The sequence below is a fragment of the Leclercia sp. LSNIH3 genome, from assembly GCF_002935105.1.
Taxonomy (GTDB): domain Bacteria; phylum Pseudomonadota; class Gammaproteobacteria; order Enterobacterales; family Enterobacteriaceae; genus Enterobacter; species Enterobacter adecarboxylatus.
In genome coordinates this window covers 2,248,575-2,274,112 of record NZ_CP026387.1, presented here as the reverse complement: position 1 = coordinate 2,274,112, position 25,538 = coordinate 2,248,575, and the positions used below count along the sequence as shown (strand labels likewise).

19 protein-coding genes and 1 pseudogene are annotated in these 25,538 nt (G+C 55.8%); 10 read left to right on the top strand and 10 right to left on the bottom strand.

What is annotated here, in order from left to right; genetic code table 11:
• The first annotated feature begins 524 nt into the window (after positions 1–524).
• From C3F35_RS11000 to selB, 5 genes are all read left to right on the top strand, one after another.
• On the top strand, positions 525–881 hold the full coding sequence (locus C3F35_RS11000) for a DUF3302 domain-containing protein (RefSeq protein ID WP_103793358.1): 357 nt from the start codon (positions 525–527) through the stop codon (positions 879–881).
• A 2-nt stretch (positions 882–883) separates the two neighbouring features.
• Complete coding sequence (locus tag C3F35_RS10995) at positions 884–2,020, top strand: HlyD family secretion protein (protein ID WP_103793357.1); 1,137 nt, start codon at positions 884–886, stop codon at positions 2,018–2,020.
• A gap of 92 nt (positions 2,021–2,112) precedes the next feature.
• Positions 2,113–2,721 carry a glutathione S-transferase gene (locus tag C3F35_RS10990; protein WP_059308997.1) on the top strand — a complete coding sequence of 203 codons (609 nt, stop codon included), beginning with the start codon at positions 2,113–2,115 and terminating at the stop codon, positions 2,719–2,721.
• Between the two features lie 102 nt (positions 2,722–2,823).
• Positions 2,824–4,209, top strand: coding sequence for an L-seryl-tRNA(Sec) selenium transferase (gene selA, locus C3F35_RS10985; RefSeq protein WP_103793356.1), 1,386 nt, complete (start codon positions 2,824–2,826; stop codon positions 4,207–4,209).
• Positions 4,206–6,062: a selenocysteine-specific translation elongation factor gene (gene selB / locus C3F35_RS10980; protein ID WP_103793355.1), complete on the top strand. Its 1,857-nt coding sequence runs from the start codon at positions 4,206–4,208 to the stop codon at positions 6,060–6,062. The genes selA and selB overlap by 4 nt, the downstream gene beginning before the upstream one ends.
• Here the strand turns inward: selB and C3F35_RS10975 are convergent.
• Complete coding sequence (locus tag C3F35_RS10975) at positions 6,059–6,946, bottom strand: ROK family protein (RefSeq protein WP_059308994.1); 888 nt, start codon at positions 6,944–6,946, stop codon at positions 6,059–6,061. The two genes, selB and C3F35_RS10975, sit on opposite strands and share 4 nt — an antisense overlap.
• A gap of 166 nt (positions 6,947–7,112) precedes the next feature.
• Here C3F35_RS10975 and aldB point away from each other — a divergent pair, with 166 nt between their 5' ends.
• On the top strand, positions 7,113–8,651 hold the full coding sequence (gene aldB / locus C3F35_RS10970) for an aldehyde dehydrogenase AldB (RefSeq protein WP_032615779.1): 1,539 nt from the start codon (positions 7,113–7,115) through the stop codon (positions 8,649–8,651).
• On the opposite strand, the gene C3F35_RS10965 is transcribed toward aldB, so the two are convergent.
• A complete protein-coding gene (locus C3F35_RS10965; protein ID WP_103793354.1) occupies positions 8,648–9,610 on the bottom strand; it encodes a LysR family transcriptional regulator in 963 nt (320 codons plus the stop codon). The genes aldB and C3F35_RS10965 overlap by 4 nt on opposite strands.
• 119 nt (positions 9,611–9,729) lie before the next feature.
• On the opposite strand from C3F35_RS10965, the gene C3F35_RS10960 reads away from it, so the two are divergent.
• A complete protein-coding gene (locus tag C3F35_RS10960; protein WP_103793353.1) occupies positions 9,730–10,470 on the top strand; it encodes a MipA/OmpV family protein in 741 nt (246 codons plus the stop codon).
• Between the two features lie 144 nt (positions 10,471–10,614).
• Here C3F35_RS10960 and C3F35_RS10955 read toward each other — a convergent pair whose 3' ends face one another.
• From C3F35_RS10955 to C3F35_RS10945, 3 genes are all read right to left on the bottom strand, one after another.
• On the bottom strand, positions 10,615–11,697 hold the full coding sequence (locus tag C3F35_RS10955) for a type I restriction endonuclease (protein ID WP_103793352.1): 1,083 nt from the start codon (positions 11,695–11,697) through the stop codon (positions 10,615–10,617).
• A gap of 214 nt (positions 11,698–11,911) precedes the next feature.
• Positions 11,912–13,867, bottom strand: a complete 1,956-nt coding sequence (locus C3F35_RS10950; protein WP_103793351.1) for a glycoside hydrolase family 127 protein — start codon at positions 13,865–13,867, stop codon at positions 11,912–11,914.
• 10 nt (positions 13,868–13,877) lie between these two features.
• Entirely contained in the window at positions 13,878–15,278 is a 1,401-nt protein-coding gene (locus C3F35_RS10945) for an MFS transporter (RefSeq protein WP_032615784.1), read from the bottom strand.
• Positions 15,279–15,503: 225 nt separating this feature from the next.
• Between C3F35_RS10945 and C3F35_RS10940 the strand changes: the two genes are divergently transcribed.
• Positions 15,504–16,322 (top strand): AraC family transcriptional regulator, encoded by an 819-nt coding sequence (locus C3F35_RS10940; protein WP_103793350.1) that lies wholly within the window; start codon positions 15,504–15,506, stop codon positions 16,320–16,322.
• 125 nt (positions 16,323–16,447) lie between these two features.
• Complete coding sequence (locus C3F35_RS10935) at positions 16,448–16,918, top strand: 4Fe-4S binding protein (RefSeq protein WP_103793349.1); 471 nt, start codon at positions 16,448–16,450, stop codon at positions 16,916–16,918.
• Between the two features lie 4 nt (positions 16,919–16,922).
• Here C3F35_RS10935 and avtA read toward each other — a convergent pair whose 3' ends face one another.
• Together avtA and C3F35_RS10925 are read right to left on the bottom strand one after the other, a co-directional pair.
• Positions 16,923–18,179 carry a valine--pyruvate transaminase gene (avtA, locus tag C3F35_RS10930; protein ID WP_059308989.1) on the bottom strand — a complete coding sequence of 419 codons (1,257 nt, stop codon included), beginning with the start codon at positions 18,177–18,179 and terminating at the stop codon, positions 16,923–16,925.
• Between the two features lie 225 nt (positions 18,180–18,404).
• Positions 18,405–20,435: an alpha-amylase gene (locus C3F35_RS10925; RefSeq protein ID WP_103793348.1), complete on the bottom strand. Its 2,031-nt coding sequence runs from the start codon at positions 20,433–20,435 to the stop codon at positions 18,405–18,407.
• A gap of 313 nt (positions 20,436–20,748) precedes the next feature.
• Here C3F35_RS10925 and C3F35_RS10915 point away from each other — a divergent pair, with 313 nt between their 5' ends.
• On the top strand, positions 20,749–21,573 hold the full coding sequence (locus tag C3F35_RS10915; RefSeq protein WP_032615794.1) for a protein bax: 825 nt from the start codon (positions 20,749–20,751) through the stop codon (positions 21,571–21,573).
• Between the two features lie 39 nt (positions 21,574–21,612).
• Here the strand turns inward: C3F35_RS10915 and xylR are convergent.
• From xylR to C3F35_RS10900, 3 genes and pseudogenes are all read right to left on the bottom strand, one after another.
• Positions 21,613–22,791 (bottom strand): annotated as a pseudogene (xylR, locus tag C3F35_RS10910) (D-xylose utilization transcriptional activator XylR).
• Between the two features lie 42 nt (positions 22,792–22,833).
• Entirely contained in the window at positions 22,834–24,015 is a 1,182-nt protein-coding gene (gene xylH, locus C3F35_RS10905) for a xylose ABC transporter permease XylH (protein ID WP_077226486.1), read from the bottom strand.
• On the bottom strand, positions 23,993–25,534 hold the full coding sequence (locus C3F35_RS10900; protein WP_032615800.1) for a xylose ABC transporter ATP-binding protein: 1,542 nt from the start codon (positions 25,532–25,534) through the stop codon (positions 23,993–23,995). Before C3F35_RS10900 ends, xylH begins: the two co-directional genes overlap by 23 nt.
• Between the last annotated feature and the right edge of the window lie 4 nt (positions 25,535–25,538).

Genomic DNA, 25,538 nt, shown 5'->3' with positions numbered 1-25,538 from the left:
TTATGTGATCTGAATCACGTAAATGCAGGGGGTGCAGCCACGATTGAAGTGATGTGCGTCACAAAATTGAAGTGTAAAAAAAATACAACGACCGTTAAAACGGCAGTTTGACCCATAAAATGTGAATCAAATCACATTTTGTTGTCGTGAGTTTGTTTCTGTAGTGTGATCAAAACCACAAAATATTTTTATGCAGAATTCTCTGGATGTGATCAACTGCAACATCTGTTTCACCCATCAACGCCAGGATGTAAGTCAGCAACACGTATTGTCCAAAAAAGAGCATCAATATGTGTTATGGCAAAAAATGCCAGGCTAGTTTAAGCTCATTTTGTAAACAGAACGCTATTATTCTTCAGGCTATATTTTGACACGCTTATAAACTTGCATGGAGATATAAGGAAAAATCATATTCCCCGGCTCTGAAATAGTTAGTACATCTTCGTGTGCTTAATCATAAATTAATTTGGCTGCTTACCATTTAATTATTTTTATGCGTTTGCGATTTACTGAGTGAGGCAAATATGTTTCTCAACTATTTTGCGCTGGGTGTGTTGATTTTTGTCTTCCTGGTTCTTTTTTATGGAATCATCGCCATCCATGATATTCCTTATAATATTGCCAAAAAGCGCAACCATCCGCATGCCGATGCGATCCATACGGCGGGATGGATAAGCCTGTTTACGCTCCATGCTATCTGGCCGTTTCTGTGGATTTGGGCCACCCTCTACCAGCCAGAGCATGGCTGGGGAATGCAGAATCACATTCAGCCGCCAGAACGCCATCCCGACGTTGATGCGCTTGCAAAGCGCGTCGCCGAGCTGGAACAAAAACTGGCTGCAGTGCCCCCCACTGCTGATAAGAACACGCTGGAGCACTAATCATGGATCTGTTGATCATTTTGACCTATGTCGCCTTTGCATGGTCCATTTTTAAAATATTTCGTATTCCGGTAAACCAATGGACCTTAGCGACCGCGACGCTAGGCGGTGTGTTTATTGTGGCCGGGCTTATTTTATTAATGAACTATAACCACCCGTATACCTTTACGGCGCAGAAAGCGGTTATTTCTATTCCCATTACCCCGCAGGTCACAGGGGTGGTGAGTGAAGTGACGAATAAAAATAACCAGCTCATTAAAAAGGGCGAAGTATTATTTAAAATCGATCCGACCCGATATCAGGCACGAGTCGATCGTCTGAAGGCTGACCTGGTCACCGCGACGCACAATATTAAGGTGCTGAAAGCGCAACTTTCGGAAGCACAATCGAATACCACCCGCGTCTCTGCTGAGCGCGATCGTCTGTACAAAGACTATCAGCGTTATTTGAAAGGCAGCCAGGCGAAGGTGAATCCCTTCTCTGAGAGCGATATCGATAATGCGCGACAAAACTACCTGGCGCAGGACGCCATGGTGAAAGGCTCTGTCGCGGAACAAACCCAGATTCAGAGCCAGTTAGACAGCATGTCTAACGGTGAGCAGTCGCAGATTGCCTCGCTGCGCGCCCAGTTGACCGAAGCCACCTATAACCTGGATCAAACCGTTATCCGTGCACCCAGCAACGGCTATGTTACCCAGGTGCTGATTCGCCCGGGAACCTACGCGGCCTCTCTGCCGCTGCGCCCGGTGATGGTGTTTATCCCTGAGCAGAAACGCCAGATCGTGGCGCAGTTCCGCCAGAACTCATTACTGCGTCTGAAGCCTGGTGACGAGGCCGAAGTGGTGTTCAATGCCCTGCCAGGGCAGGTCTTCTCCGGTAAGCTCACCAGCATTCTGCCGGTCGTGCCGGGCGGCTCCTACCAGGCGCAAGGCGTACTGCAATCTCTGACGGTGATCCCGGGCACCGATGGCGTGCTGGGCACCATCGAGCTGGATCCAAACGCCGACGTGGACGCGTTGCCTGACGGCATTTACGCCCAGGTTGCGGTTTATTCCGACCACTTCTCGCACGTGTCGGTAATGCGTAAAGTCCTGCTGCGGATGACCAGCTGGATGCACTACCTCTATCTCGACCATTAATCCCTTAAAGGCAGGTCTGGAATACGCAGAGCCTGCCTTTTTTCTTTGCCTGGGCCATACTTATCCTTTTGTTGGCGAACAAGGAGCAGGCAATGAAACTCATCGGCAGTTATACCAGTCCTTTCGTGCGTAAAATCTCCATTCTCCTGCTGGAGAAAGGCATCACTTTTGAATTTGTGAATGAACAACCCTATCAGGCTGAAAACGGTGTCGCGCACTACAATCCGCTGGGCAAAGTCCCGGCGCTGGTGACCGATGACGGGGAGCACTGGTTCGACTCGCCCATCATTGCCAGCTATATCGAGCTGCTGGATATCGCCCCGGCGATGATCCCCCATGAGCCAAAAGCCGCGCTGGTTATCCGGCAAATCGAGGCGCTGGCGGACGGGATCATGGATGCCGCGCTGGCTTCGGTGCGCGAGCAGGCGCGCCCGGCGGCACAGCAGTCTGAGACCGAGCTGCTGCGTCAGCGCGAGAAAATTGCGCGCAGTCTGGATCACTGTGAGGCGCTGATCCGTGAAGGAAAAATTGCCACCGACAGCGTTAACCTGGCGACCATCGCCATTGCCTGCGCTATCGGCTATCTCAATTTCCGTCGCGTCTCGCCGGGCTGGTGCGTTGATCGCCCGCTGCTGGTCAAACTGGCGGAAACCCTGTTCCAGCGTGAAAGCTTCGCCCGCACCGAACCGCCAAAGGCTTGATGTCGTCGATAACACTTCCTTGACGGACGCGGTACAATCGCCCTGACATTGACTCCCTCTCCCGTCGGGAGGGGGGAAGATACCCAACCGTCAGGCGCTTTCATGACTACTCAGCACGCTCTTTATAGCCAACTTCCCGCGACCGATCGTCTGCTTCGCGACGCCCGTCTTACCGCTGTTATTGCCCGGTTTGGCCACAGCCGAACGGTGGATACCTTACGCCTGTTGCAGGATGAAGCCCGTGCCGGGATCCGCGCAGACAACCGTCTGCCGGCCTGGTGTGATGACTGGGCGCAGGAGACCGAAAAACGGCTGGCAATGGCTTATGCCCCGGGTCTGCGGCCGGTCATAAACCTGACGGGCACGGTACTGCATACCAATCTGGGCCGCGCGCTGCTGGCTCAGGAGGCGGTAGAGGCGGTAACCCAGGCGATGCAGACGCCGGTTACCCTGGAGTACGATCTTGACGGCGCCGGGCGCGGCCATCGCGATCGGCCGCTGGCGGCGCTGCTGTGCCAGCTCACCGGTGCGGAAGATGCCTGCATTGTGAATAACAATGCCGCAGCGGTACTGCTGATGCTGGCCGCGACCGCCAGCGGTAAAGAAGTGGTGGTCTCCCGCGGCGAACTGGTGGAGATCGGCGGGGCGTTTCGCATTCCCGACGTGATGGCGCAGGCCGGGTGCCAGCTGCGGGAAGTGGGCACCACCAACCGCACCCACGACCGGGATTACGCGGCGGCGATCAATGACAATACCGCCCTGCTGATGAAGGTCCACACCAGTAATTACCAGATCGAAGGCTTTACCCATGCCGTTGACGAGGCCGGACTGGTACGCATCGGGCAGGAGAGGGGCGTGCCGGTCGTCGTCGATCTGGGCAGCGGTTCGCTGGTGGATCTCAGCCGCTATGGCCTGCCGAAAGAGCCGATGCCGCAGGCGTTAATTGCCGCCGGTGTCAGTCTGGTAAGCTTCTCGGGCGACAAACTGTTGGGTGGCCCGCAGGCCGGGATCATCGTCGGTAAACGCGACCTGATTGCCAGATTGCAACGGCACCCACTGAAACGCGCCCTGCGCGCGGATAAAATGACCCTCGCCGCGCTGGAGGCCACTTTACGCCTCTATCTCCACCCGGAGACGCTGGGCGAACGCTTACCGACGTTGCGCCTGTTGAGCCGCGACGCTGCCGCGATCCATCGTCAGGGGGAGCGCCTGCTGGCGCAGGTCGCGCCGCACTACCCTGATTTTGAGGTTCGCGTGGAAGAGTGCCTGTCACAGCCTGGCAGCGGTTCGCTGCCGGTGGACCGCCTTCCGGGAGCCGCCCTGACCTTCGCCCCACGCGACGGGCGCGGCGCGCAGCTGGAGGCGCTGGCGTTACGCTGGCGAGCCCTGCCCGTGCCGGTACTGGGTCGGATAAAGGACGGGCGTTTATGGCTGGATCTACGCTGTCTGGAAAATGAAGCACAGTTTCTGGAGATGTTGCTGAAATGATTATTGCCACCGCCGGTCATGTTGACCACGGCAAAACCACCCTGCTGCAGGCGATCACCGGCGTCAATGCCGACCGTCTGCCGGAAGAGAAAAAGCGCGGCATGACCATCGATCTGGGTTATGCCTACTGGCCGCAGCCGGATGGCCGGGTACTAGGGTTTATCGACGTCCCCGGGCACGAAAAGTTTTTGTCCAACATGCTGGCGGGTGTCGGCGGGATCGACCATGCCCTGCTGGTGGTGGCCTGTGATGACGGGGTGATGGCGCAGACGCGCGAGCACCTGCAAATCCTCCAGCTGACCGGCAACCCGCAGCTGACGGTAGCCCTGACCAAAGCCGATCGCGTTGACGACGCCCGGGTAGAGGCGGTGCGCGAAGAGGTGCTTACCACCCTGCGGGAGTATGGCTTTGCCGATGCGACGCTGTTTGTCACCGTTGCCACCGAGGGGCGGGGAGTAGATGCTCTGCGCGCCCATCTGCAACAGCTCCCGGCCCGCGCCCACGCGGAACACCATCGCTTCCGTCTGGCCATCGACCGCGCCTTTACCGTAAAAGGGGCCGGTCTGGTGGTCACCGGTACGGCGCTCTCGGGCGAAGTGCGGGTGGGCGATAACCTGTGGCTGACCGGGGTTAACAAACCGGTGCGTATTCGTGGGCTGCATGCGCAAAACCAGCCTGTTGAGCAGGCCCATGCCGGGCAACGCATCGCCCTCAACCTGGTGGGCGACACGGAAAAAGCGGCGCTGAACCGCGGGGACTGGCTGCTGGCCGACGCGCCGCCGGAGCCGACCACGCGGGTGATCGTCACCCTGCAAGCCGATGTGCCGCTGGCGCAGTGGCAGCCGCTGCATATTCACCATGCCGCCAGCCATGTCACCGGCCGCGTCTCGCTGCTGGAAGGAACGCTGGCGGAGCTGGTCTTCGATTCTCCGCTGTGGCTGGCCGATAACGATCGGCTGGTGCTGCGCGATATTTCTGCCCGCATGACCCTGGCCGGGGCGCGGGTGGTGACCCTCAATCCGCCGCGTCGCGGGAAGCGTAAACCAGAATACCTGCACTGGCTGGCGATGCTGGCCCCGGCAGAAGATGACCACACCGCACTGCGGGTGCATCTGGAGCGCGGGGCGGTCAATCTGGATGCGTTCGGCTGGGCACGCCAGCTCAGCGGTGAGGGGCTGCGTCAGTTGACCCAACAGCCGGAGTTTATCCAGGCCGGTTCCAGCCTGTTAAACACCGCTGTCGCGGCGCGCTGGCAGCGTAAAATTCTGGAGGTGCTGACGACCTACCATCAGCAGCATCAGGATGAACCCGGCCCTGGACGGGAACGCCTGCGTCGTATGGCGCTGCCGATGGAGGACGAGGCCCTGGTTCTGCTGCTGATCGAGCAGATGCGCGAGAGCGGCGAGCTGCACAGCTACCACGGCTGGCTGCACCTGCCGGATCATAAAGCGGGCTTTACCCCGGCGCAGCAGGCCGTGTGGGAAAAAGCAGACGCCCTGTTTGGCGATGAACCCTGGTGGGTGCGCGACCTCGCTCGCGAAACCGCCACCGACGAGCAAACCATGCGTCAGGTGCTAAAGCATGCGGCGCAGCAGGGGCTGATCACCGCCATCGTCAAAGACCGTTATTACCGTCACCATCGGATCGTCACCTTTGCCAACCTGATCCGCGAACTGGATCGCGAGCGCGGCTCCACCTGCGCGGCAGATTTCCGCGACCGGCTGAACGTCGGGCGTAAGCTGGCGATCCAGATCCTCGAGTACTTCAACCGCATTGGCTTTACCCGCCGCCGCGGTAACGATCACCTTCTGCGGGATGCGCTACTCTTTGCCGACGAGACGCAGCAGCGTTAATCCTTTTTGCTGGCGAGCTTCTGTTTCGCCAGCCATACGGCGCCCAGCCTGCCCGCCTGGTTCCCTAACTGGCAGGGCAGGATGGGCACCTGCAACGCTTCCCACTCTTCAAAGGTTTGCAGGTGTTTATCGAGTAGCCGATAAATTTTCTCCTGCTCGCTGATACCGCCGCCGATCAGGACCACCTGCGGATCGAACATCGAGATGACGCTGTAGACCCCGCGGGCGAGGAACAACGCCCACTCTTCCACCGCCTCGCGCAGGTGCAGATCGTTCTCCATCAGCTCGAACAGTTCTTCGCCTTTCGGCATATCATCCCCGGAGACCCCCAGCGCCCGGCGGCAGGTCTCCATCAGCCCTTTGGCCGAGGCGACCTCATGCATTCCTTCGCCATGTTTACCGACCGGCATCACCCCGAACTCCCCGGCGCGATAGTGTGAGCCGCGATAGAGATCGCCCCCGAGTACGATCCCGCCGCCAATGCCGGTGCCGAGCGTCATGCAGACAAAATTCTCATACTCTCGTCCTGCGCCGCACCAGCGTTCGCCGAGAGCGGCGCAGCTGGCGTCATTATCGGCCACCAGCGGCAGGTCGGTCAGCTCTGCGAAGAGGTCGTACAGGTTGACGTTATCCAGATACTCCAGCGCGCCAGCCTTCGCCGCTTCGCCGGTATGGGTATTGATGTGGCCGGGGATGCTCACCCCGATCGCGGCAATCTCGTGTTCGTTCTGGTAGGCCTCGACCACCTCGCGCCATTGCTGCTTAAAGCTCTCTTCATCCTCCGGCGTATCAAACTGATCGGTGGTGAGTTCGTTTCCGTCCTCGTCGATCACGCCGTGTTTAATGTGGGTTCCGCCCACGTCGAAGCCGATAAAAAGCCGCATTTAACCTTCCCTCTGCCAGTGTTGTGCGCTTTAAGTATGGCTCAGGGCGGAAAACCAAACGTAAAGTAAGGTAATGCGTGAAGAGGCTCGCAAAGCAAGCGATGGCTGGCGAAAAAAACACCGCCGCGGTCTACCTTTGAAGGACACTTCACGCAAGGAGACAGTCATGACGAATAACCCTCCCTCAGCACGTATCCTGCCCGGCGAATATGGTTTCCCCCTTAAACTGAAAGCCCGTTATGACAACTTTATCGGCGGCGACTGGGTTCCTCCGGTCGACGGCGATTATTACCAGAACCTCACCCCGGTCACCGGCCAGCCGCTGTGCGAAATCGCCAGCTCCGGCAAGCGCGATATCGATCTGGCGCTGGATGCTGCCCACAAGATAAAAGAGAAATGGGCGCACACCTCGGTGCAGGATCGCGCCGCGATCCTGTTCAAGATTGCCGATCGCATGGAGCAGAACCTGGAGCTGCTGGCCACGGCTGAGACCTGGGACAACGGCAAACCGATCCGCGAAACCATGGCCGCCGACGTGCCGCTGGCGATTGACCACTTCCGCTATTTCGCCTCCTGTATTCGTGCCCAGGAGGGCGGGATTAGCGAGGTGGATAAAGACACTGTCGCCTATCACTTCCATGAGCCGCTGGGCGTGGTCGGGCAGATCATTCCGTGGAACTTCCCCCTGCTGATGGCGGCCTGGAAAATGGCCCCCGCGCTCGCCGCCGGGAACTGCGTGGTACTGAAACCGGCGCGCTTAACACCACTGTCGATACTGCTGCTGATGGAAGTGGTGGGCGACCTGCTCCCGCCGGGGGTAGTGAACGTGGTCAACGGCGCCGGGGGCGAAATTGGTGAGTATCTGGCGACCTCCAAAAAGATCGCCAAAGTGGCCTTTACCGGCTCCACCGAAGTGGGCCAGCAGATCATGCAGTACGCCACCCAGAACATCATTCCGGTAACGCTGGAGCTGGGCGGGAAATCCCCGAACATCTTCTTCGCCGACGTAATGGATGAAGAGGATGCCTTTTTTGATAAGGCGCTGGAAGGGTTTGCGCTTTTCGCCTTCAACCAGGGCGAAGTCTGCACCTGCCCAAGCCGGGCGCTGGTGCAGGAGTCGATCTACGAGCGCTTTATGGAGCGCGCCATCCGCCGCGTGGAGGCGATCCGCAGCGGCAACCCGCTGGACAGCGTCACCCAGATGGGTGCCCAGGTATCACACGGGCAGCTTGAGACCATCCTCAACTACATTGATATCGGTAAGAATGAAGGCGCTGAGATCTTAACTGGCGGGCGGCGTAAGCAGCTGGATGGCGAATTGAAAGAGGGTTACTACCTTGAGCCAACCATTCTGTCCGGCAAAAACAACATGCGCGTCTTCCAGGAGGAGATCTTCGGCCCGGTGCTGGCGGTGACCACCTTCAAAACCATGGAGGAGGCGCTGGAGCTGGCCAACGACTCGCAGTATGGCCTGGGGGCGGGGGTCTGGAGCCGTAACGGCAATCTGGCGTATCAGATGGGACGCGGGATCCAGGCCGGACGCGTGTGGACCAACTGTTATCACGCTTACCCGGCCCATGCCGCGTTTGGTGGATATAAGCAGTCGGGCATTGGCCGTGAAACCCACAAGATGATGCTGGAACATTACCAGCAGACCAAATGCCTGCTGGTCAGCTACTCCGATAAGCCATTGGGCCTGTTCTAACCTTTGAGAGCAGACCGCCCCCGGGGGGTCTGCTCAATCTGTTTACGCAGCGTATTCAATACCCCATCCAGTACAAACTGCACCCGCCACGGCTGATAGTCACGTTTGCGGAAGATAGCCACCAGATCCAGCCACCACTCCTCCTGCTGAATGAAACAGGGCACCATTGACCCCTCTGCTATCTCCCGTGCCAGGCTCTCTTTTGGCGCAAAGACGATCCCCAGATGGTTGCGGGCCAACTCCAGCGCCGTCTGGGTGTTGTCGCAAATATAATTGCCCGAAACTTTATAATCGAGAACCTGCTCGCTATTATTCACGCGAAAACGCCAGATATTAGCGTCATCAATTATCATTGAGTCGATAAGAATGCAGGAGTGATTAATAAGGTCGTCGGGTTTGCTAATGGGGTGTTTTTTTATATATTCCGGGGTGGCGAAAGCGGTAAGAGAATATTTGGTTAAGGTGGTGGCGACCAGGTTTTCATCTTTGGGTTGGGCATAGGTAATTAAAATGTCGCAATCGTCGGGAAAGGTCACCCCTTCGAAAAATTCATTCCTGTCGAGGTTATAAGTTTTCAGGCTAATACGGATATCGCCAATATCCTTGATCTCATGAATCACCTGGCGGGCAAGGTAAGACATGATCCCCGATGGCCCATAGATAGTGACCTTGCCGCGTTTTTCATGCTTATAATCAGCAATGAAATTAATCAGTTGCTCATTCTTTTTCAGCGATGCCTCGATGAAAGGCAGTAATGATTCACCGAACTGGGTCAGCGCCAGGTGGCGGGTGGTACGCTCAAAAACCTTCAGCCCGACGCGGGTTTCGAAATCAGCGAGATATTTACTGACGTTGGCCTGGGCCATCCTTAATAACGCGGCAGCATCACCAATACTGTGGGTCGCGGCAATAACGGAAATGATTTTTAATTCTCGTGGCTTGATTTGCATTTTGTTCATTGCCTGACGCCCATCTATATGAATTTATATATAATATTATACAAATAACGGCATTGCATCGCCATTTTTGTAACCATTATTATGCGCCGCGTCGTATGACATTTAATGGATTGCAAACAATGAAGTTTAAAAAGAATTTCCTCATCGCGGCCGCTTTATTTACGGCAACGTCCGCAATGGCCGATGACTTTTCAATTGGCGCTGGCGCATTTTTTAATGAATCACCCTATAAAGGCTATAACGAGAACGTCTCCGCAGTCCCGTTCATGAGCTACGAAGGCCAGTACGTCTACGTGCGCCAGACCACCGGCGGCTGGATCGTCTGGAAAGATGCCAAAAACGAACTGAGCCTGACTGCCTCCTGGATGCCGCTGCACTTCGACCCGGACGATAACGACGACCATGGGATGAAGCAGCTGGATGAGCGTAAAGCCTCTGTGATGCTGGGCGGAGCCTACTACCGCCACGAAAGCTGGGGGAGCCTGAAGTTTGCCCTGGCCGCCGATGCGATGGACGAAAGCGGTGGGGCGATGGGCGAGATGACTTACTTCCGTCCGATCCGCATGGAGCGCCTGACCCTGACGCCGTCGGTGGGCGTCTTCTTCCACGACGAAAGCTTCAATGATTACTACTACGGCGTCTCAGAAAAAGAGTCCCGCCGCAGCGCTCTGCAGTCTTATACCGCGGGCGACACGGTCACCCCGTATATCGGCCTGGCGGCGAAATACCGGCTGACGCAGAACCTCTATTTGAACGCCAGCGCAGTCTATACCGTACTGCCTGACGACGTGAAAAACAGCCCGATGATCGACCGTGACGACAGCTTTATGCTGATGACCGGTCTCTCCTGGAAATTTTAACTCGCCAAAAATCTGCCCTCAGGGACGAGGGCAGCCTCAATTCTGCCGGGTGGCGCTGCCCATACCTGACCCGTTTCCCGGGCTGGGTATGTGCAGCGTCGTCCGGCTATTGATTCAAAGTAAATAATTCAGAGCATATCAGCATTAATTATAAAGAGCTGCTGTTGCTTTTAATATATCGGCGAAGGAGTAAATATCATCGACAGTTTCGATAGGGTGGCGTGTTTCATTTTTTTCGATATCAAAAAGACCTATATATTTTTGCGAACGGTTAAAGTGTAAGCGACAGAGTGGCTTACGATTGTTATCATCTACCAGAATCCCGAAGTAGCTTTTGGTATCCCTATGCGTTATTCGTGGAGCATCAAGTACAGCCCTGGTTATAGCTTTTACAATATGGAATCCTTCCAACTCTTCCAGAGTTGTCACAACATCATTTTCATCCTTTTCCAAAGCATTTGGTGAGTCTTCAATATTTGAATCTGGCGTAGATTGCACACTTAATGGAGTTGTACCAGTAATAGCCGATTTAAGCCTATCATTGATCTGATCATTGATATATTGGCTGGCAGCTTTCTTTGTTAGGGTCAGGAATAGCTCTCTAACTTTTTGGGTTAAAATGCCATCGTATACTCTTGATGCAAAAAACTTAACAAATTCATCTTCAGGTGTATTAAGTTGTGTATGGAGTATTTTTTTTATTTGGCTAACGTATTTAAGTTCGCCTGCTGCGTTTATTATCGATTCCAGATCAAAGGATGATTTTGTTAACTTATTTAACTCCGGTATGATATTTTCATCAATCTCTAATAAGTCAACTTCTAGAAATGGTTTTTCATCCATTTTATTTGGTGCGTCAAGGTCGGTGAAGAATTTATAAATTTGACCATTTGTCAGAATCGAAATTCTGGCATTAGTGACATGAAAGTATCGGAAGAGTTGAGATGCATGGTTAATATTAAGCGGTTCCCCTATTTTTTTACATTCAATAAGAATTTGCACCTCATTATTCTTCATTATGGCATAATCTATTTTCTCCCCCTTTTTAGTGCCTATGTCACAAACGAACTCCGGGGTGACTTCCCTGGGGTCAAAAACATCATAACCTAATACATTGTGAATAAAGGGCATTACAAAGGCGTTTTTGGTAGCCTCCTCAGTTACGATAGAGTTGGTTTGCTCTTTTATTTTATTAGATAAGGCATTTAGCCTTTCATTGAAATCCATGATAAGACCTTATTTTCGCTGTGTGTGTTAATGAAATAACACTAAAAAGCGTGACATTCAATATGATAATTTAAGCCTTTTCTTGAAATTAAATTTTCCGAGAAATAGGTCACAGATATTGAATATTCCATTTAAGAATAAATTAAACCCGGTAACAAGGCTGGGTTTAATTTATCTTAAATAGTGCAATAAGTTATCTTAAATGTAGAGGTCATTACACCTCATCTATCCAGATGCGCATTTCCCCTTCGCCGCGGTTCGCCCAGCTAAACCACGGAATAAAGGTCAGCGTCTGCGCCTGCTGCGTGGTCGGGGCGCGATCGTATTGCCACAGCGGCTGGTGCTCCGCGTTCGCGGTGTGGCGGGTGTAACCCTGGGTCTGGAGCAGCACCTTGTGGGCAAAAATCCCTTTTCCTTCCAGAAGCTTAAATTCGCTGTCGGCAGGCAGGATCAGGTTATGCAGCCCGGCACCGTTATCGGCCTCTTCGAGACAGTAGACCAGCGGCCCGCGCTGAATCGCCACTTTCCCGGCCTGCTGGCGCACCTGCGGATTGCCGTATACCCGGCGTACCGGCATCGGCAGGGTTAACTGCAGCCTGTCGCCCTCCTGCCAGCGGCGGGTCAGGTAGAGATACCCCGCGCGCACCTCCCCGGTGACGGCCTCGCCATTCAGCGTCAGCTGCGGATTATCGCACCAGTCCGGCAGACGCAGGGCCAGGGTGTGGTCGATCGCCACCGGCGATGTGATGTCGATAGTGACCTGCTCCTGCCACGGGTAGTTGCCGCTGATCCGCACCTGCAATTCTTTGTCGCCTACCGGGAAGGCCATGCTGTTGCCGATGTAGAGGTTAATAAACAGCGCATCTTCACGGACGGTATAGAGGTAGTGACCGATGGAAGTCAGCACGCGGGCGATATTCGGCGGGCAGCAGGCGCAGCCGAACCAGCGCTGGCGAACCGGCTTCACGTGATCGTAGATATGGTTAAACGGAAGCGATTTCGGATGCACCTCCAGCGGGTTAACGTAGAAGAAGTGCTTCCCGTCCAGCGCCATGCCGCCCAGAACGGTGTTGTACAGCGCCCGCTCCATCACGTCGGCGTACTGGCTGTTGGCCTCCATCTCCAGCATCCGCCGGGCAAACATCATCAGGCCGATGGAGGCACAGCTTTCGGCATAGACGGTGTCGTTGGGCAGATCGTAATCGCTGCTGAAGGCTTCGCCGCTGCTCTGGGAGCCGATCCCGCCGGTAATGTACAGCTGGCGCTGCGCCATATTGTTCCACAGGCGCAGGCAGTCCTGACGTTTGCCTTCGTCCTGGCTCAGGCGCGCCAGATGCGCCACGCCGGTCATCAGATAGACGAAGCGCACCGCATGACCGATCGCCGTGGGCTGCTCGGTCAGCGGCTGATGCGCCTGGCTGTAGGCTTTGTCCTGCACCATCCACGCCGGGCCGTAGGTGTTCCAGTACGAGGTTTTCCCGCGCTTTTCATATTCGATGTCGTAGAAGTGCGGCTGGGTGCCGCGCTCCTCGACAAAATATTTCACCAGCGCCAGATAGCGCGGCTCCTGGGTGACATCGAACAGGCGCATCAGGGCCAGCTCGATCTCGGGATGGCCGGGATAGCCATGTAACTGCTGCTCGCCAGGGCCAAACACGCTGTCGATATGGTCGGCCAGCTTGCAGACCACCTCCAGCAGACGGCGTTTGCCGGTGCCCTGGAAATACGCCACGCCCGCTTCAATCATGTGCCCGGCGCAGTACAGCTCATGGCATTCGGCCAGGTTCGTCCAGCGTTCGTCGGGGGCTTTTACCGTGAAATAGGTGTTCAGGTAGCCATCGTCGCACTGCGCGGCGGCCACCAGTTCGATCACCTCGTCGACGGTTTTTTCCAGTTCGGCGTCGGGTTTCTGGCACAGCGACCAGGCCACGGCCTCCAGCCATTTGGCTACGTCGCTATCCTGAAAGACCATTCCGTAAAACTCTCCGCTCTGCTGGCCTGCCGCAATGCGGAAGTTGGCGATCGCATGGCTCGGTTCGGCCTCGGTGATGCGATCGTTAAGGGCATCCCACTGGTAGGGAATAACCACATCGCGCACCAGCTGTTGATACTGGCCCAAAAACGGGTCGCTGATTTTCAGTTTGTGCAGGTCGGGTTCCATTATGGACATCATGTTCTCCTCAGGCGTGAGCGTGACGCTGGCGCAGGTCGGTGGCAATGCGCGCCATCATCGGGTTATTGAGTCGGCACTTGCGGATCGCCAGTGCCAGCAGCAGGTGGAAAAGGGCAGGTAGCAGGGTTTCCATGGTGGTGATGCCCTGCAGCGAGGCGGCTGTCTGGTTGCCCGCCCCCGGCTGATAGGCGACAAAAATGAACACCAGGCTGATGATCCCGGCGCTTGAGGCCCAGGCCAGTTTGATGAAAAACAGGTTAAAGGCGAAGTTCATCCCGGAAGAGCGCACGCCGGTTTTCCACTCGCCGTAGTCGTCGGCAAAGGCCATTAACGCGAAGTGCAGCGGCAGGGTAAAGCCGAGGATCACCCCGTTCGCCAGGATAACGATCAGCCACAGGGTCTGGTGCGCCGGGCCGCCGGGCAGGAACCACATACCCGCCGCCAGTACCGCCAGCACCAGGTTGGTGTAGTAATAGAGTTTGACGGTATCGCTGCGGCGCGACAGCAGGTTGACGATCACTGCCCCGAGAATGGCGGCAAAGGTCACCATGGTGAAGAACAGCGAGGTATAGGCGGTGCTGCCTTCCAGCACGTAGGTGATGAAATACATGTAGCCGCCGCCACGGATGTTAAAGACGTTAATCAGCAGGAAGGACATCACCAGCATCAGCAGCAGTTGGTCGTTTTTGCGCAGACCGGCAAGGTGCTCCTTGAGGGTGAACTTGCCCATCAGCGCCAGCGGCACACGCTCGCGCACCCAGAAGAAGCAGCACAGGAACATCACTACCGCAATGGCGCACAGCACTCCCACACCGAGCTGATACCCCTGCGCCACATTGCCCTGGCCGAGTGCCGAAACCAGCCATGGCAGGCCGACCGAGACCAGAAAACCGGCCACACCGCACAGTACAAAGCGCCAGGACTGACAGGAGAGCACCTCGCTGTGGCGGGTGGTCATGGTGTTGATGAGCGCGCAGTAAGGCACGTTGATGGCGGTATACCCCACCGAGAGCAGCAGGTAGGTGCCGAATGCCCAGGCGATTTTGACCCCCATCCCGGCATCCGGCACGGTGAAGGTCAGGACGCCGATAATACCAATGGGGACGGCGACCCACAGCTGCCACGGGCGAAAGCGACCCCAGCGGCTTTGGGTACGGTCGGCAATAATCCCCATCACCGGATCGGAGATGGCGTCAAAAATGCGCAGGGCGATAAAGAGCGTGCCGACCAGCGCCGGGGTTAAGCCAAACACATCGGTATAGAAAAAGGTAAGAAAATTCATGATCAGACAGGTGATTACCGTCCCGCCCGCATCACCCAGGCCGTAGCCGATTTTTTCTCGCACCGAGAGGCGATCGTTGATGGCCTGTTGGGCAATCTCTGTCTGTGTAATCGGAGTGGAAGTCATGAGGTAACTCCTCGGGTTATCGGATTTTTTATGTTGTTTTGTCAGGTACCCGATTAATTTTGCACTGTTCCCTGGTGCCAACAAGGGAAGGGAAAAGTATAAAAAGGTGAGGATTCCGACCTTGTTCTCAAAATGTGATTTAGATCGGGCGATTAACAATTAACCGTTAATAATCAAGAGTAAATCGGCAATAAATGTCCATAAATAGCGGGAAAATGAATAGCGATGCTCGAATTATCCATAACACTTCCGATTAAAGTGCAGAACGGGGGATTCTTTATCTCCCGGGGCGTGGGGCGGCACCCGGCGCGTAAGCTCGACTCCTGGGAAATCATCTTTGTCGAAAAGGGGACATTAACGATCCAGGAGGAGGGGACCGTTTTCGAGGTCAATGCCGGGGAGAGTTTACTGCTCTGGCCGCATCGTCGGCATAAAGGGGTGGAGGATTTCCCCGCCGATTTACGCTTTTACTGGCTGCATTTTGAGGTCGAGGAGCAGAGTTCCCCTTCCGCCTGGAGCACGCTGTTGTCAGTACAGCAGCACGGCAAAACCGGCGATCCGCAGGCGATGATTGCGCTGTTCCGGCAATTTATGTCCGAGCAGGAGAAGCTTCAGCGCAGCCTGGCGCTGGAATTTATTCTGCTGCTGATCCTGCAACAGCTTTCCCTGGCCGCCGGGCAAGAACTGCCGCCGGATGAGGCGGGGGTAAACCTGGCGTGGAAGGCCCGGCAGCTGATCCGCACCCAGTTTCATCTGCCGCTCTCCACCTCATCGTTGGCCAGAGAGCTGCACTGCAACGCGGATTACCTGGGGCGGGTATTTCGCCGTGTGTTCCATTTGACCCTGACCGAGGCCATTCACCGCCAGCGCGTCAGGGCCGCCGAAAAGCTCTTACTCAACGATGCCGTATCGTTGAAAGAAGTGGCGACACGCTGCGGTTTTAACGACGTGGGTTACTTCCGGCAGATCTTTCGTAAGCACACCGGGTTAACGCCCGCCGTCTGGAAACGGCGCTATTGTAAGGAGCATATTAATTCCGGCTGAGTTCTGGGGCAGATGGCCAGTTTTTACGGCAGAGCGCACAAATCAGGTCTTTTACCCTGTCTGATCAAAGCGCTGGTCCCGGGCACTCTGGCAACCTGACTTTTTGAGTCAGGATGGAGCAGGCGATGAATCCCTTTATTATGGCGGACCCGGCGAAATGTATTGGCTGTCGCACCTGCGAAGTGGCCTGTGTGGTGTCGCATCAGGAAGATCAGAATTGTGCGGCCGTTACGCCTGGCACCTTTACTTCGCGTATCCGGGTGGTAAAGGGCGGTATGTTTACCACGGCGGTCACCTGTCACCAGTGTGAGGATGCGCCCTGCGCCAACGTCTGCCCGACCCAGGCTATTCAGCGACTGGCGGGTGTCTGGCAGGTAGATCAGGCGCGCTGTATCGGCTGTAAAAGCTGCATGCTGGCCTGTCCGTTCGGGGCGATGCAGGTGACCGGGCATGCTGAACAGGTTCAGGCGCTGAAATGCGACCGTTGCGCGCACCGCCAGGAGGGGCCGGCCTGTGTCGCGGCCTGCCCAACTTACGCGTTACGCTGCGTCGATCCCGCCAGATTACGCGCCGAACGGCTGCGCTTTCTGACGTAAACCGTCAGAGACCGTTTTCCTGCCAGGCAAGCTCGACCTCTTCCGCCAGAATTTTCACCCCGGCTTCGATTTTTTCCGGGTCCGGGACATAGTTCATGCGCATGCACTGGTGAGTGTGCGGCCAGGGTTTATCCAGCCCCGGGAAGAAGTAATCTCCCGGCACCATCAACACCCCACGTTTTTTCAGGCGCTGATACAGCAGTTCAGTGGTGATCGGCAGATCCTTAAACCACAGCCAGAGGAAAATCGCCCCTTCGGGTTTATGGATCAGGCAGCGATCTTCCGGTAAATAGCGGCGGATGGTAGCGATCGTCTCTTGTACGCGCTGATAGTAAAACGGCTTAATCACTTCATTGGACAGGCGCAGCAGATCGTTGCGCTTAATCATCTCGCACATCATTGCCGGGCCAATCCCACCCGGAGACAGGCTGATAATGCCGTTCATATTGGTGATGGCGGTGATGATTTTCTCATTGGCGATGATGATCCCGCAGCGGCTGCCCGGCAGCCCCAGTTTGGACAGACTCATGCACAGAACAATGTTCGGATTCCACAGCGGGCGTGCTTCGCTGAAGATGATGCCCGGGAAGGGCACGCCATAGGCGTTATCAATCACCAGCGGAATGCCGTGCTGGTTAGCCAGCACATCCAGCTTCATCAGCTCTTCGTCAGTGATCACGTTCCCGGTTGGGTTGGTCGGACGCGAGACGCAGATCATCCCCGTCTCTTCACCAATATGCAGATGCTCAAAATCGACGTGATATTTGAACTGGCCTTCCGGTAGCAGCTCAATGTTAGGGCGCGCGGAGACGAAAAGGTCGTCCTCAAGGCCGGAGTCGGCATAACCGATGTACTCCGGCGTTAGCGGGAAGAGCACTTTTTTAGTGGTGCCGTCGGCACGTCGGCCCGCGAAGAGGTTAAATAAGTAGAAAAACGCGCTCTGGCTGCCGTTTGTCAGTGCAATATTCTGTGGTTCAATCTCCCAGCCGAGGGTGTCGCGCAGCATCTCCGCCAGCGCGGCGAGCAGCTCGGTTTTCCCTTGTGGGCCGTCATAATTGCACAGCGCATCAGTGGCTTTGCCATTTTCCAGCATGTCAGCGAGGAGCGTCTGAAAATAGGCGTTCATCTCTGGAATTTGTGCCGGGTTACCGCCGCCGAGCATGATGGCGCCCGGTGTGCGCAGCCCGTCGTTGAGATCCTCCATCAGGCGGGTAATGCCTGAATGGCGGGTGAATTTGTCGCCGAAAAGTGAAAAAGTCATAGCAGGTGTTCTGTCGAGCCTATTCTAAGTGTGGCTCACCATAACCCTACAACTGCGTGGGTGCAAATCAGCGTGGAAACGGGGAAGTGCGGTTTTGTGTTATTAGTTTGCCATCAGGCAGCGAATAATTCTGTGCTTCACTGCCCGCCGGGCTGCGTCATCCCGACAAAACGCTTTGCACGATCGGCCCCCTCTCCCGTGAGGAAGAGGGGGCACAGGTAGACGCTAGCGATTACCCGCCCAGACCACCATCACTTTGTCCCCCTGATGTTCACGCACAAAGCCGTAGCCCTGAGGCATCGTCAGCGTGGTTTGCGTGCCTTCCCCTACCGCCGGATGGCGGGCGCGGAACTGTCCGAGCCGCTGCCAGTGGGCAACGGTCGCCGCCTGTGAACCGCTGATATCCTGCCAGTTCATGTCGGAGCGCGTCCCCTGTAGCGGATCGGAGCCGGTTGGGCCAAAGGGCCGCGCGGATTCATCGCCATAAAATATCTGTACGCTGCCCGGAGCCAGTAACAGCAGCTCTGCCGCACGTTGATCGCCCTCGCGGAACAGGCGGGTATCGTGGGAGGAGAGATAGCTCAGGACGTTAAAGCCCTGCAGCTTTTCCGCCATCTGCTGCCAGGTGAGGTCGATGTCGGCCAGGCACTCCACCGCTTTCGCCGCCTGCTCCTGGTAATCAAAATTGATCATCGCATCGAAGCCATGACGATAGTAATCGCTCTGCATTACCCCGTGCCCCCAGGATTCGCCGGTCATCCAGAAAGGCGCATCGTCGAGTTTTTTCTCCGGGTTAGCCTGCTTCCAGGCTGTTAACGCGGCGCTGGCCTGGTCTTTCAGTTGTTTCCAGCCGGCCAGCTCAACGTGCTTGGCGGTATCAACGCGGAAACCGTCGATCCCGTAATCCCGTACCCACTGGCTCAGCCAGTGGGTGAGATAATCCCGGGGCGTATAGCCATCGACGAGTTGTGCCCCTGTGTCGGGTTTATGGCGATAGAAATTCGGCAGGCCCGACGGGGTGGTGGATTCGGTTTTCAGATCCGGCAGGAAGGCCAGCGACATGGTCAGATCGTCGAAACCGGGGTTGTCGTAATCGCCAATATCGGTGCGTATCCACTTTTTGCCCCACCAGTTTTCCCATGCGGCTTTATCGCTGAAATTAATGTAGTCGTTAAAGCTGTGCCAGCTCTGCCCGGCGGCAGGCTTCCAGTCGGTCCAGCGATCACCCAGGGTTTTCTTCAGCTCATCACCCTGTAGATAGAGGGCGCCGAACTGGTACTCCTGCATGTCTGCCAGGGTCGCGTAACCGGTGTGATTCATCACCACGTCAAACAGGATGCGGATCCCCCGGCGATGGGCTTCATCCACCAGATGGCGTAAATCGTCTTCTGTACCCATGTTGGCATCAAGCCGGGTCCAGTCCTGGGTGTAGTAGCCGTGATAGGCATAATGGGGGAAGTCACCCTTGGTGCCGCCGCCGACCCAACCGTGGATCTGCTCCAGCGGCGAGCTGATCCACAGGGCGTTGACGCCGAGCTGTTGCAGGTAATCCAGTTTGCTGGTGAGACCTTTGAGGTCGCCGCCGTGAAAGGTGCCGATCTCCTGCATACCATCTTTATGGCGTCCGTAGCTGTTGTCGTTGCCCGGATCGCCATTCACAAACCGGTCGGTCAGGACAAAATAGACGGTGGCGTTTTGCCAGCTGAACGGGGCGGGTTTATCCGTCTCTGCACGCTCCAGTAACAGCAGGCCATTGCTGCCCGGCGCGGGTTGCAGGGTAATTTTGCCCTGTTGCACCGTGGCGGTCTGTTTGCTGTAAAAATCACGGACCACGCTTCCTTCCGGGAAGGTGCTGCTGACGTCGAGCGTTAAGGGATTGCCGTCCCATTTCGGACACTGGCGCACCACGCGGGTCGCCGCCTTTTCGCTCTCGCTGGCGACGGTCAGCATCAGTGTGGGTGTGCCGGAACGGGTATCAATCCGCGCCTGATAATCGCCATCGCGAAACAGGCGCCACTGCACCGGATCGCCTTCGCAAGGCTTGAGTGACATCATCTCATTGAGTTTTATCGCCTTTGTGGGCTGCCAGCACGCCTTGTCAAAACTCAATGTCAGCGGGCGGGTACCCTTCGTCAGCTTTGCCTGTGCCGTGAATACCCCCGAACCTTCGGCGGTAAAGGCTGGAAAACCCGGCGCTGACCAGTCGGCGCTGGCCATGGCAGGCAAGAGAAGAAGAGCGAGAGCGGAACGTTTCATACCGGTTTCCTGTCACAGCATTTTGTTCAGTTTGCCATCTATTGTAGAGGGCTAACTCATCCCCTGGCGCTATCGCGCAGGGAGGAGCGATGAGGGTGAGTGATCTCACGCTTATCTGGCTGTTTAACTGCGATATTGAGCACGTTTTGGTGAAAATGATGCTTAAGCGAGCGATTTCCAGGTGACAGGGTTTCGGATTTAGACTATTTCTTTGAATGCTCTTCTCGTCTATTTTTGCTAGGATCTGAGATTCGCCTCTCATTTTACGAAAAAAATAAGGTGTTGGAATGTTTCTATCCGACCAGGAGACCTAATGATATCGACTCCCATTCGACGATATGGGGCCGCGATACTCATGTTACTCACCATGGCTATTTCTGGTGAGGTGCTTGCGAAGACGCACACAGATACAACGAGTAAGAAGGCCCACGTCATAAAGACGACAAGTAGTAAGGTTAGCAGTAAACAAGAGTATTCTCGCAATAGTGCAAAGAGTAGTTCACTTCCTGATTTGCGAAAATACCCTTCCGGGACACCAAGGAAAAAAGCGTTTCTCCGGACGGTAATGCCTTACATTACAAGTCAAAATGCCGCGATTACTGCGGATCGTAACTGGTTGATCTCCAAACAGTACGATAGCCGCTGGTCGCCATCTGAACGCACGCGTCTGAAAGAAATTTCAAAACGCTATAAAGTGAGCTGGAACGGAAACACGCGCCGTGTGCCGTGGAACGCTCTGTTAGAGCGCGTAGATATTATTCCAGGCAGCATGGTCGCAACTATGGCAGCCGCCGAAAGTGGCTGGGGTACCTCGAAACTGGCCCGCAGTAATAACAACCTCTTCGGCATGAAATGTGCGAAAGGGCGTTGTAATAATGCACCGGGCAAAGTGAAAGGCTACTCACAATTTGAATCGGTAAAAGATTCCGTGAATGCGTATGTTGTTAACCTGAACACGCATCCGGCTTATAAATCTTTCCGTAAGTCGCGCGCACAATTGCGTAAAGCAGACCAGGAAGTGACGGCAAGCACCATGATCCATAAGCTGAAAGGTTACTCAACTCAGGGACAACGCTATAACAATTATCTGTTTGCGATGTACCAGGATAACCAGCGCTTAATCGCCGCCCATATGTAATAGTAAAAAAAGGCCTTCCTTACGGAAGGCCTTTTTTATTTAAACCAATACTTCACTGTAGCGATCGCGATACTCTTTCGGCGTGGTGTCATACTCTTTTTTAAATACCGAATAGAAATACTGCAGCGACGGATAACCGCACATCTGTGAAATCTCGTGAATGGAAAGCGAGGTTGAAATCAGCAGGCTGCGGGCTTTCTCCAGCTTTTCAGCGTGAATAACCGCATGGATCGTCTCGCCCACCTCTTCCTTAAAACGCTTCTCCAGATTTGAACGCGAAATCCCTACTGCATCCAACACCTGATCCACTTTAATGCCTTTGCAGGCGTGGTTACGAATGTAGTGCATCGCCTGAATCACTGCCGGATCGTTCAGGGAGCGGTAGTCGGTTGAGCGCCGCTCCACAACGCGTACCGGCGGCACCAGCAGGCGCTGCAGGGGCAAGTTTTCGTTGTCTAACAGACGGTGCAGCAGCTTGGCGGCCTGATAACCCATCTGACGGGTTCCCTGTGCCACCGACGACAGCGCCACCCGTGACAGGTAGCGCGTCAGCTCTTCATTATCGATACCAATAACGCACAGCTTTTCCGGCACCGGAATGTGCAGATGTTCGCAAACCTGGAGCACATGCCGGGCGCGGGCATCGGTCACGGCGATAATGCCGGTTTGTGGCGGCAGAGTTTGCAGCCAGTCGGCGAGACGGTTCTGGGCGTGCTGCCAGTTTTCCGGTGCGGTTTCCAGGCCCTGGTAAACCACGCCGCGATATTTCTCCTTTGCCACCAGCTGGCAGAAGGCATATTCACGTTCCGCCGCCCAGCCTTTGCCGCTGGAAACGGGCAGGCCATAAAAGGCGAAGCGGTGCACGCCTTTCTCTTTCAGATGGAGAAACGCGCTCTGCACCAGAGCGTGATTGTCGGTCGCGATATAGTGAACGGGAGGGTAATTTTCCGGCTTGTGGTAGGAGCCGCCGACGCCGACGATGGGAACGTCGACATCGACCAGCAACTGCTGGATAACGGCATCATCAAAATCTGCGATAACGCCATCGCCCAGCCAGTCTTTGATGTTGTCAGTCCGCGTGCGGAAATCTTCTTCAATGAAGATATCCCATTCGGACTGCGACGCCTGCAAGTATTCACCCACACCTTCTACGACCTAGCGGTCATAGGCTTTATTGGCATTGAATAACAACGTAATGCGGTGACGCTTCTCAAACATGGCGCTCTTCTTCCAGAATCAATAACAAATGATAAAGCATCCTCAGGCGCGCCTTTTAGTGGCGGAGTCCATCCATACCGCCAGCAACAAAATGGCACCCTTAACGATATACTGCCAGAATGTCGGGACGTCCATCATACTCATTCCGTTATCCAGCGACGCCATAATAAAGGCACCCATCACCGCCCCGGCCACGCTGCCGATCCCCCCTGCCAGACTGGTGCCGCCAATGACGCAGGCGGCGATGGCATCGAGTTCGGCAATGTTCCCCGCCGACGGCGAACCGGCCCCCAGGCGCGAGCTTAAGATCAGACCCGCCACAGCGACCATCAACCCATTAATGGCAAAAACGGCAAGCTTGGTGCGCTCAACGTTGATCCCGGACAGGCGTGCGGCTTCGAGGTTGCCGCCAATGGCATAAATGCGGCGGCCAAAAGCTGTGCGGGTAGCCATAAACATGCCAGCCAGCATCAACAGAACCAGCAGCAGCACCGGTGTCGGCACACCGCGATAGTCGTTCAGCAACCAGATGGCCCCAAGAACAATCACCGCCGTCAGCGCCTGGCGTCCAACAACCGCAGTGGACGGCGCCGTGGCTAACCCTAAGGTCTGACGACGCATTCTGCTACGCCACTGCCAGGCAACAAAGGCCATCAGGCCAATCGCGCCAAGGCTAAAACCGACCCCGCCGGAGAGATAGCTTTGGCCGATCTGCGACATGGAGGCGCTGGTAGGGGAGACGGTGGTGCCGTTGGTCACGCCAATCAGGATGCCGCGGAAGGCCAGCATTCCCGCCAGGGTGACAATAAACGACGGCACTTTGCGGTAGGCCACCCACCAACCGTTCCAGGTGCCGAGCAGTAAACCGAGGATCAAGGTCACGACGATTGTAAGCGGCAGCGGCCAGCCAAGCCAGACGTCGAAAATGGCCGCCAGCCCGCCGAGTAGACCCATCATTGAGCCTACAGAGAGATCGATCTCCGCCGAGATAATGACGAACACCATCCCCACCGCCAGAATGCCGGTAATGGCGGTCTGACGCAGCAGATTGGAGACGTTACGGGCGCTGAGATACGAGCCATCGGTTGTCCAGGTGAAGAACATCATGATGACCACAATGGCGGCAATCATCACAAACACTTGCAAATTAAGCGCTTTTAACCCAGAAAACAGACCCGGTGCAGGCGCCGTGGCTTTTAATTCAGATGGATTGCTTTTCGACATGGCGTTCGCTCCTCAATGCGGCTTCCATTACCTGTTCCTGCGTCAGGTTCTGGTTGTTCAGGTTGGCTTTCAGTTTTCCTTCGTGCATCACCAGCACCCGGTCACTCAGGCCCAGCACTTCAGGCAGTTCCGAAGAGATCACGATCACCGCGATACCCTGCTGGACCAGCTGGTTGATCAGCTTGTAGATTTCGTATTTCGCACCGATATCGATCCCGCGAGTGGGTTCATCGAGGATCAGGATGCGCGGGTTGAGTAACAGGCAGCGGGCGAGAATCGCCTTCTGCTGATTGCCGCCGCTCAGACGGCCAATGGCGAGATCCGGGGAGGATGTTTTGACCTTCAGGCGTTGCAGGGACTGTAAAATACAGTGCTGTTCGGCGGCGTCGTCCAGACTGCTCAGCTTACCGCTGAACTGATCCAATGCGGCGAGAGTGATGTTTTTACCCACCGCCATCACCGGCACGATGCCGTCTTTTTTACGATCTTCCGGCACCATCGCGATACCCTGGGCAATGGCCTGCTGACAGTTTTTGATCTCGACCGGCTTCCCGTCAATAAAGATGCTGCCTTCCCAGCGCCCGGGCCAGACCCCGAACAGGCACTGTACCGCCTCAGTGCGTCCTGCGCCGACCAACCCGGCGACGCCCAGGATTTCACCCCGATGCAGGGAAAAAGAGACGTCATTCACCCGCTTGATATGGCGATTAACCGGATGCCAGGCGGTAAGGTGTTCCACCCGCAGGATCTCTTCCCCAAGGGTATGCTGTTCGCCAGGGTAGAGCGCGGTCAGCTCGCGGCCTACCATCATGGTAATGATGTCGTCCTCGCTCATCCCCTGCGCTTCGCGGGTGCCGATATGCTGCCCGTCGCGAATGACGCAGACCGTGTCCGAGATGGCTTTCACTTCGTTGAGCTTATGGGAGATGTAAATGCAGGCAATACCGTGGTGTTGCAGGTCACGAATGATGTCCAGCAATACCGCGGTTTCCTGTTCCGTCAGTGACGCGGTCGGCTCATCGAGGATCAGCAGCCGCACCTGTTTGTTGAGCGCTTTGGCAATCTCCACCAGTTGCTGCTGCCCCAAACCAAGATCGCCCACCCGGGTGTCAGGGGAGATCGCCAGGCTCACCTGCGCCAGCAGCTTTTCGCAGCGCAGGGTCATGGTGTCGTAATCCAGCACCCCGTGACGGGTAATCTCGGCACCGAGAAAAATGTTCTCCAGCACGGTCAGGTGCTTCACCAGCGCCAGCTCCTGGTGAATGATGGCGATGCCTTTGCGTTCGGTGTCGCGGATGTGCGTGGCCTGCAGGGTTTCGCCAGCAAACACAATTTCGCCGTCATAACTGCCGTGAGGGTAAATACCGCACAGCACCTTCATTAACGTCGATTTGCCGGAGCCATTTTCACCGCACAGCGAGACGATCTCGCCGGGATTTAAGCGCAGGCTGACGTTATCCACGGCCTTCACCGCGCCAAACGCCTTAGTGATACTTTTCATTTCAAGGAGATAAGCCATAACT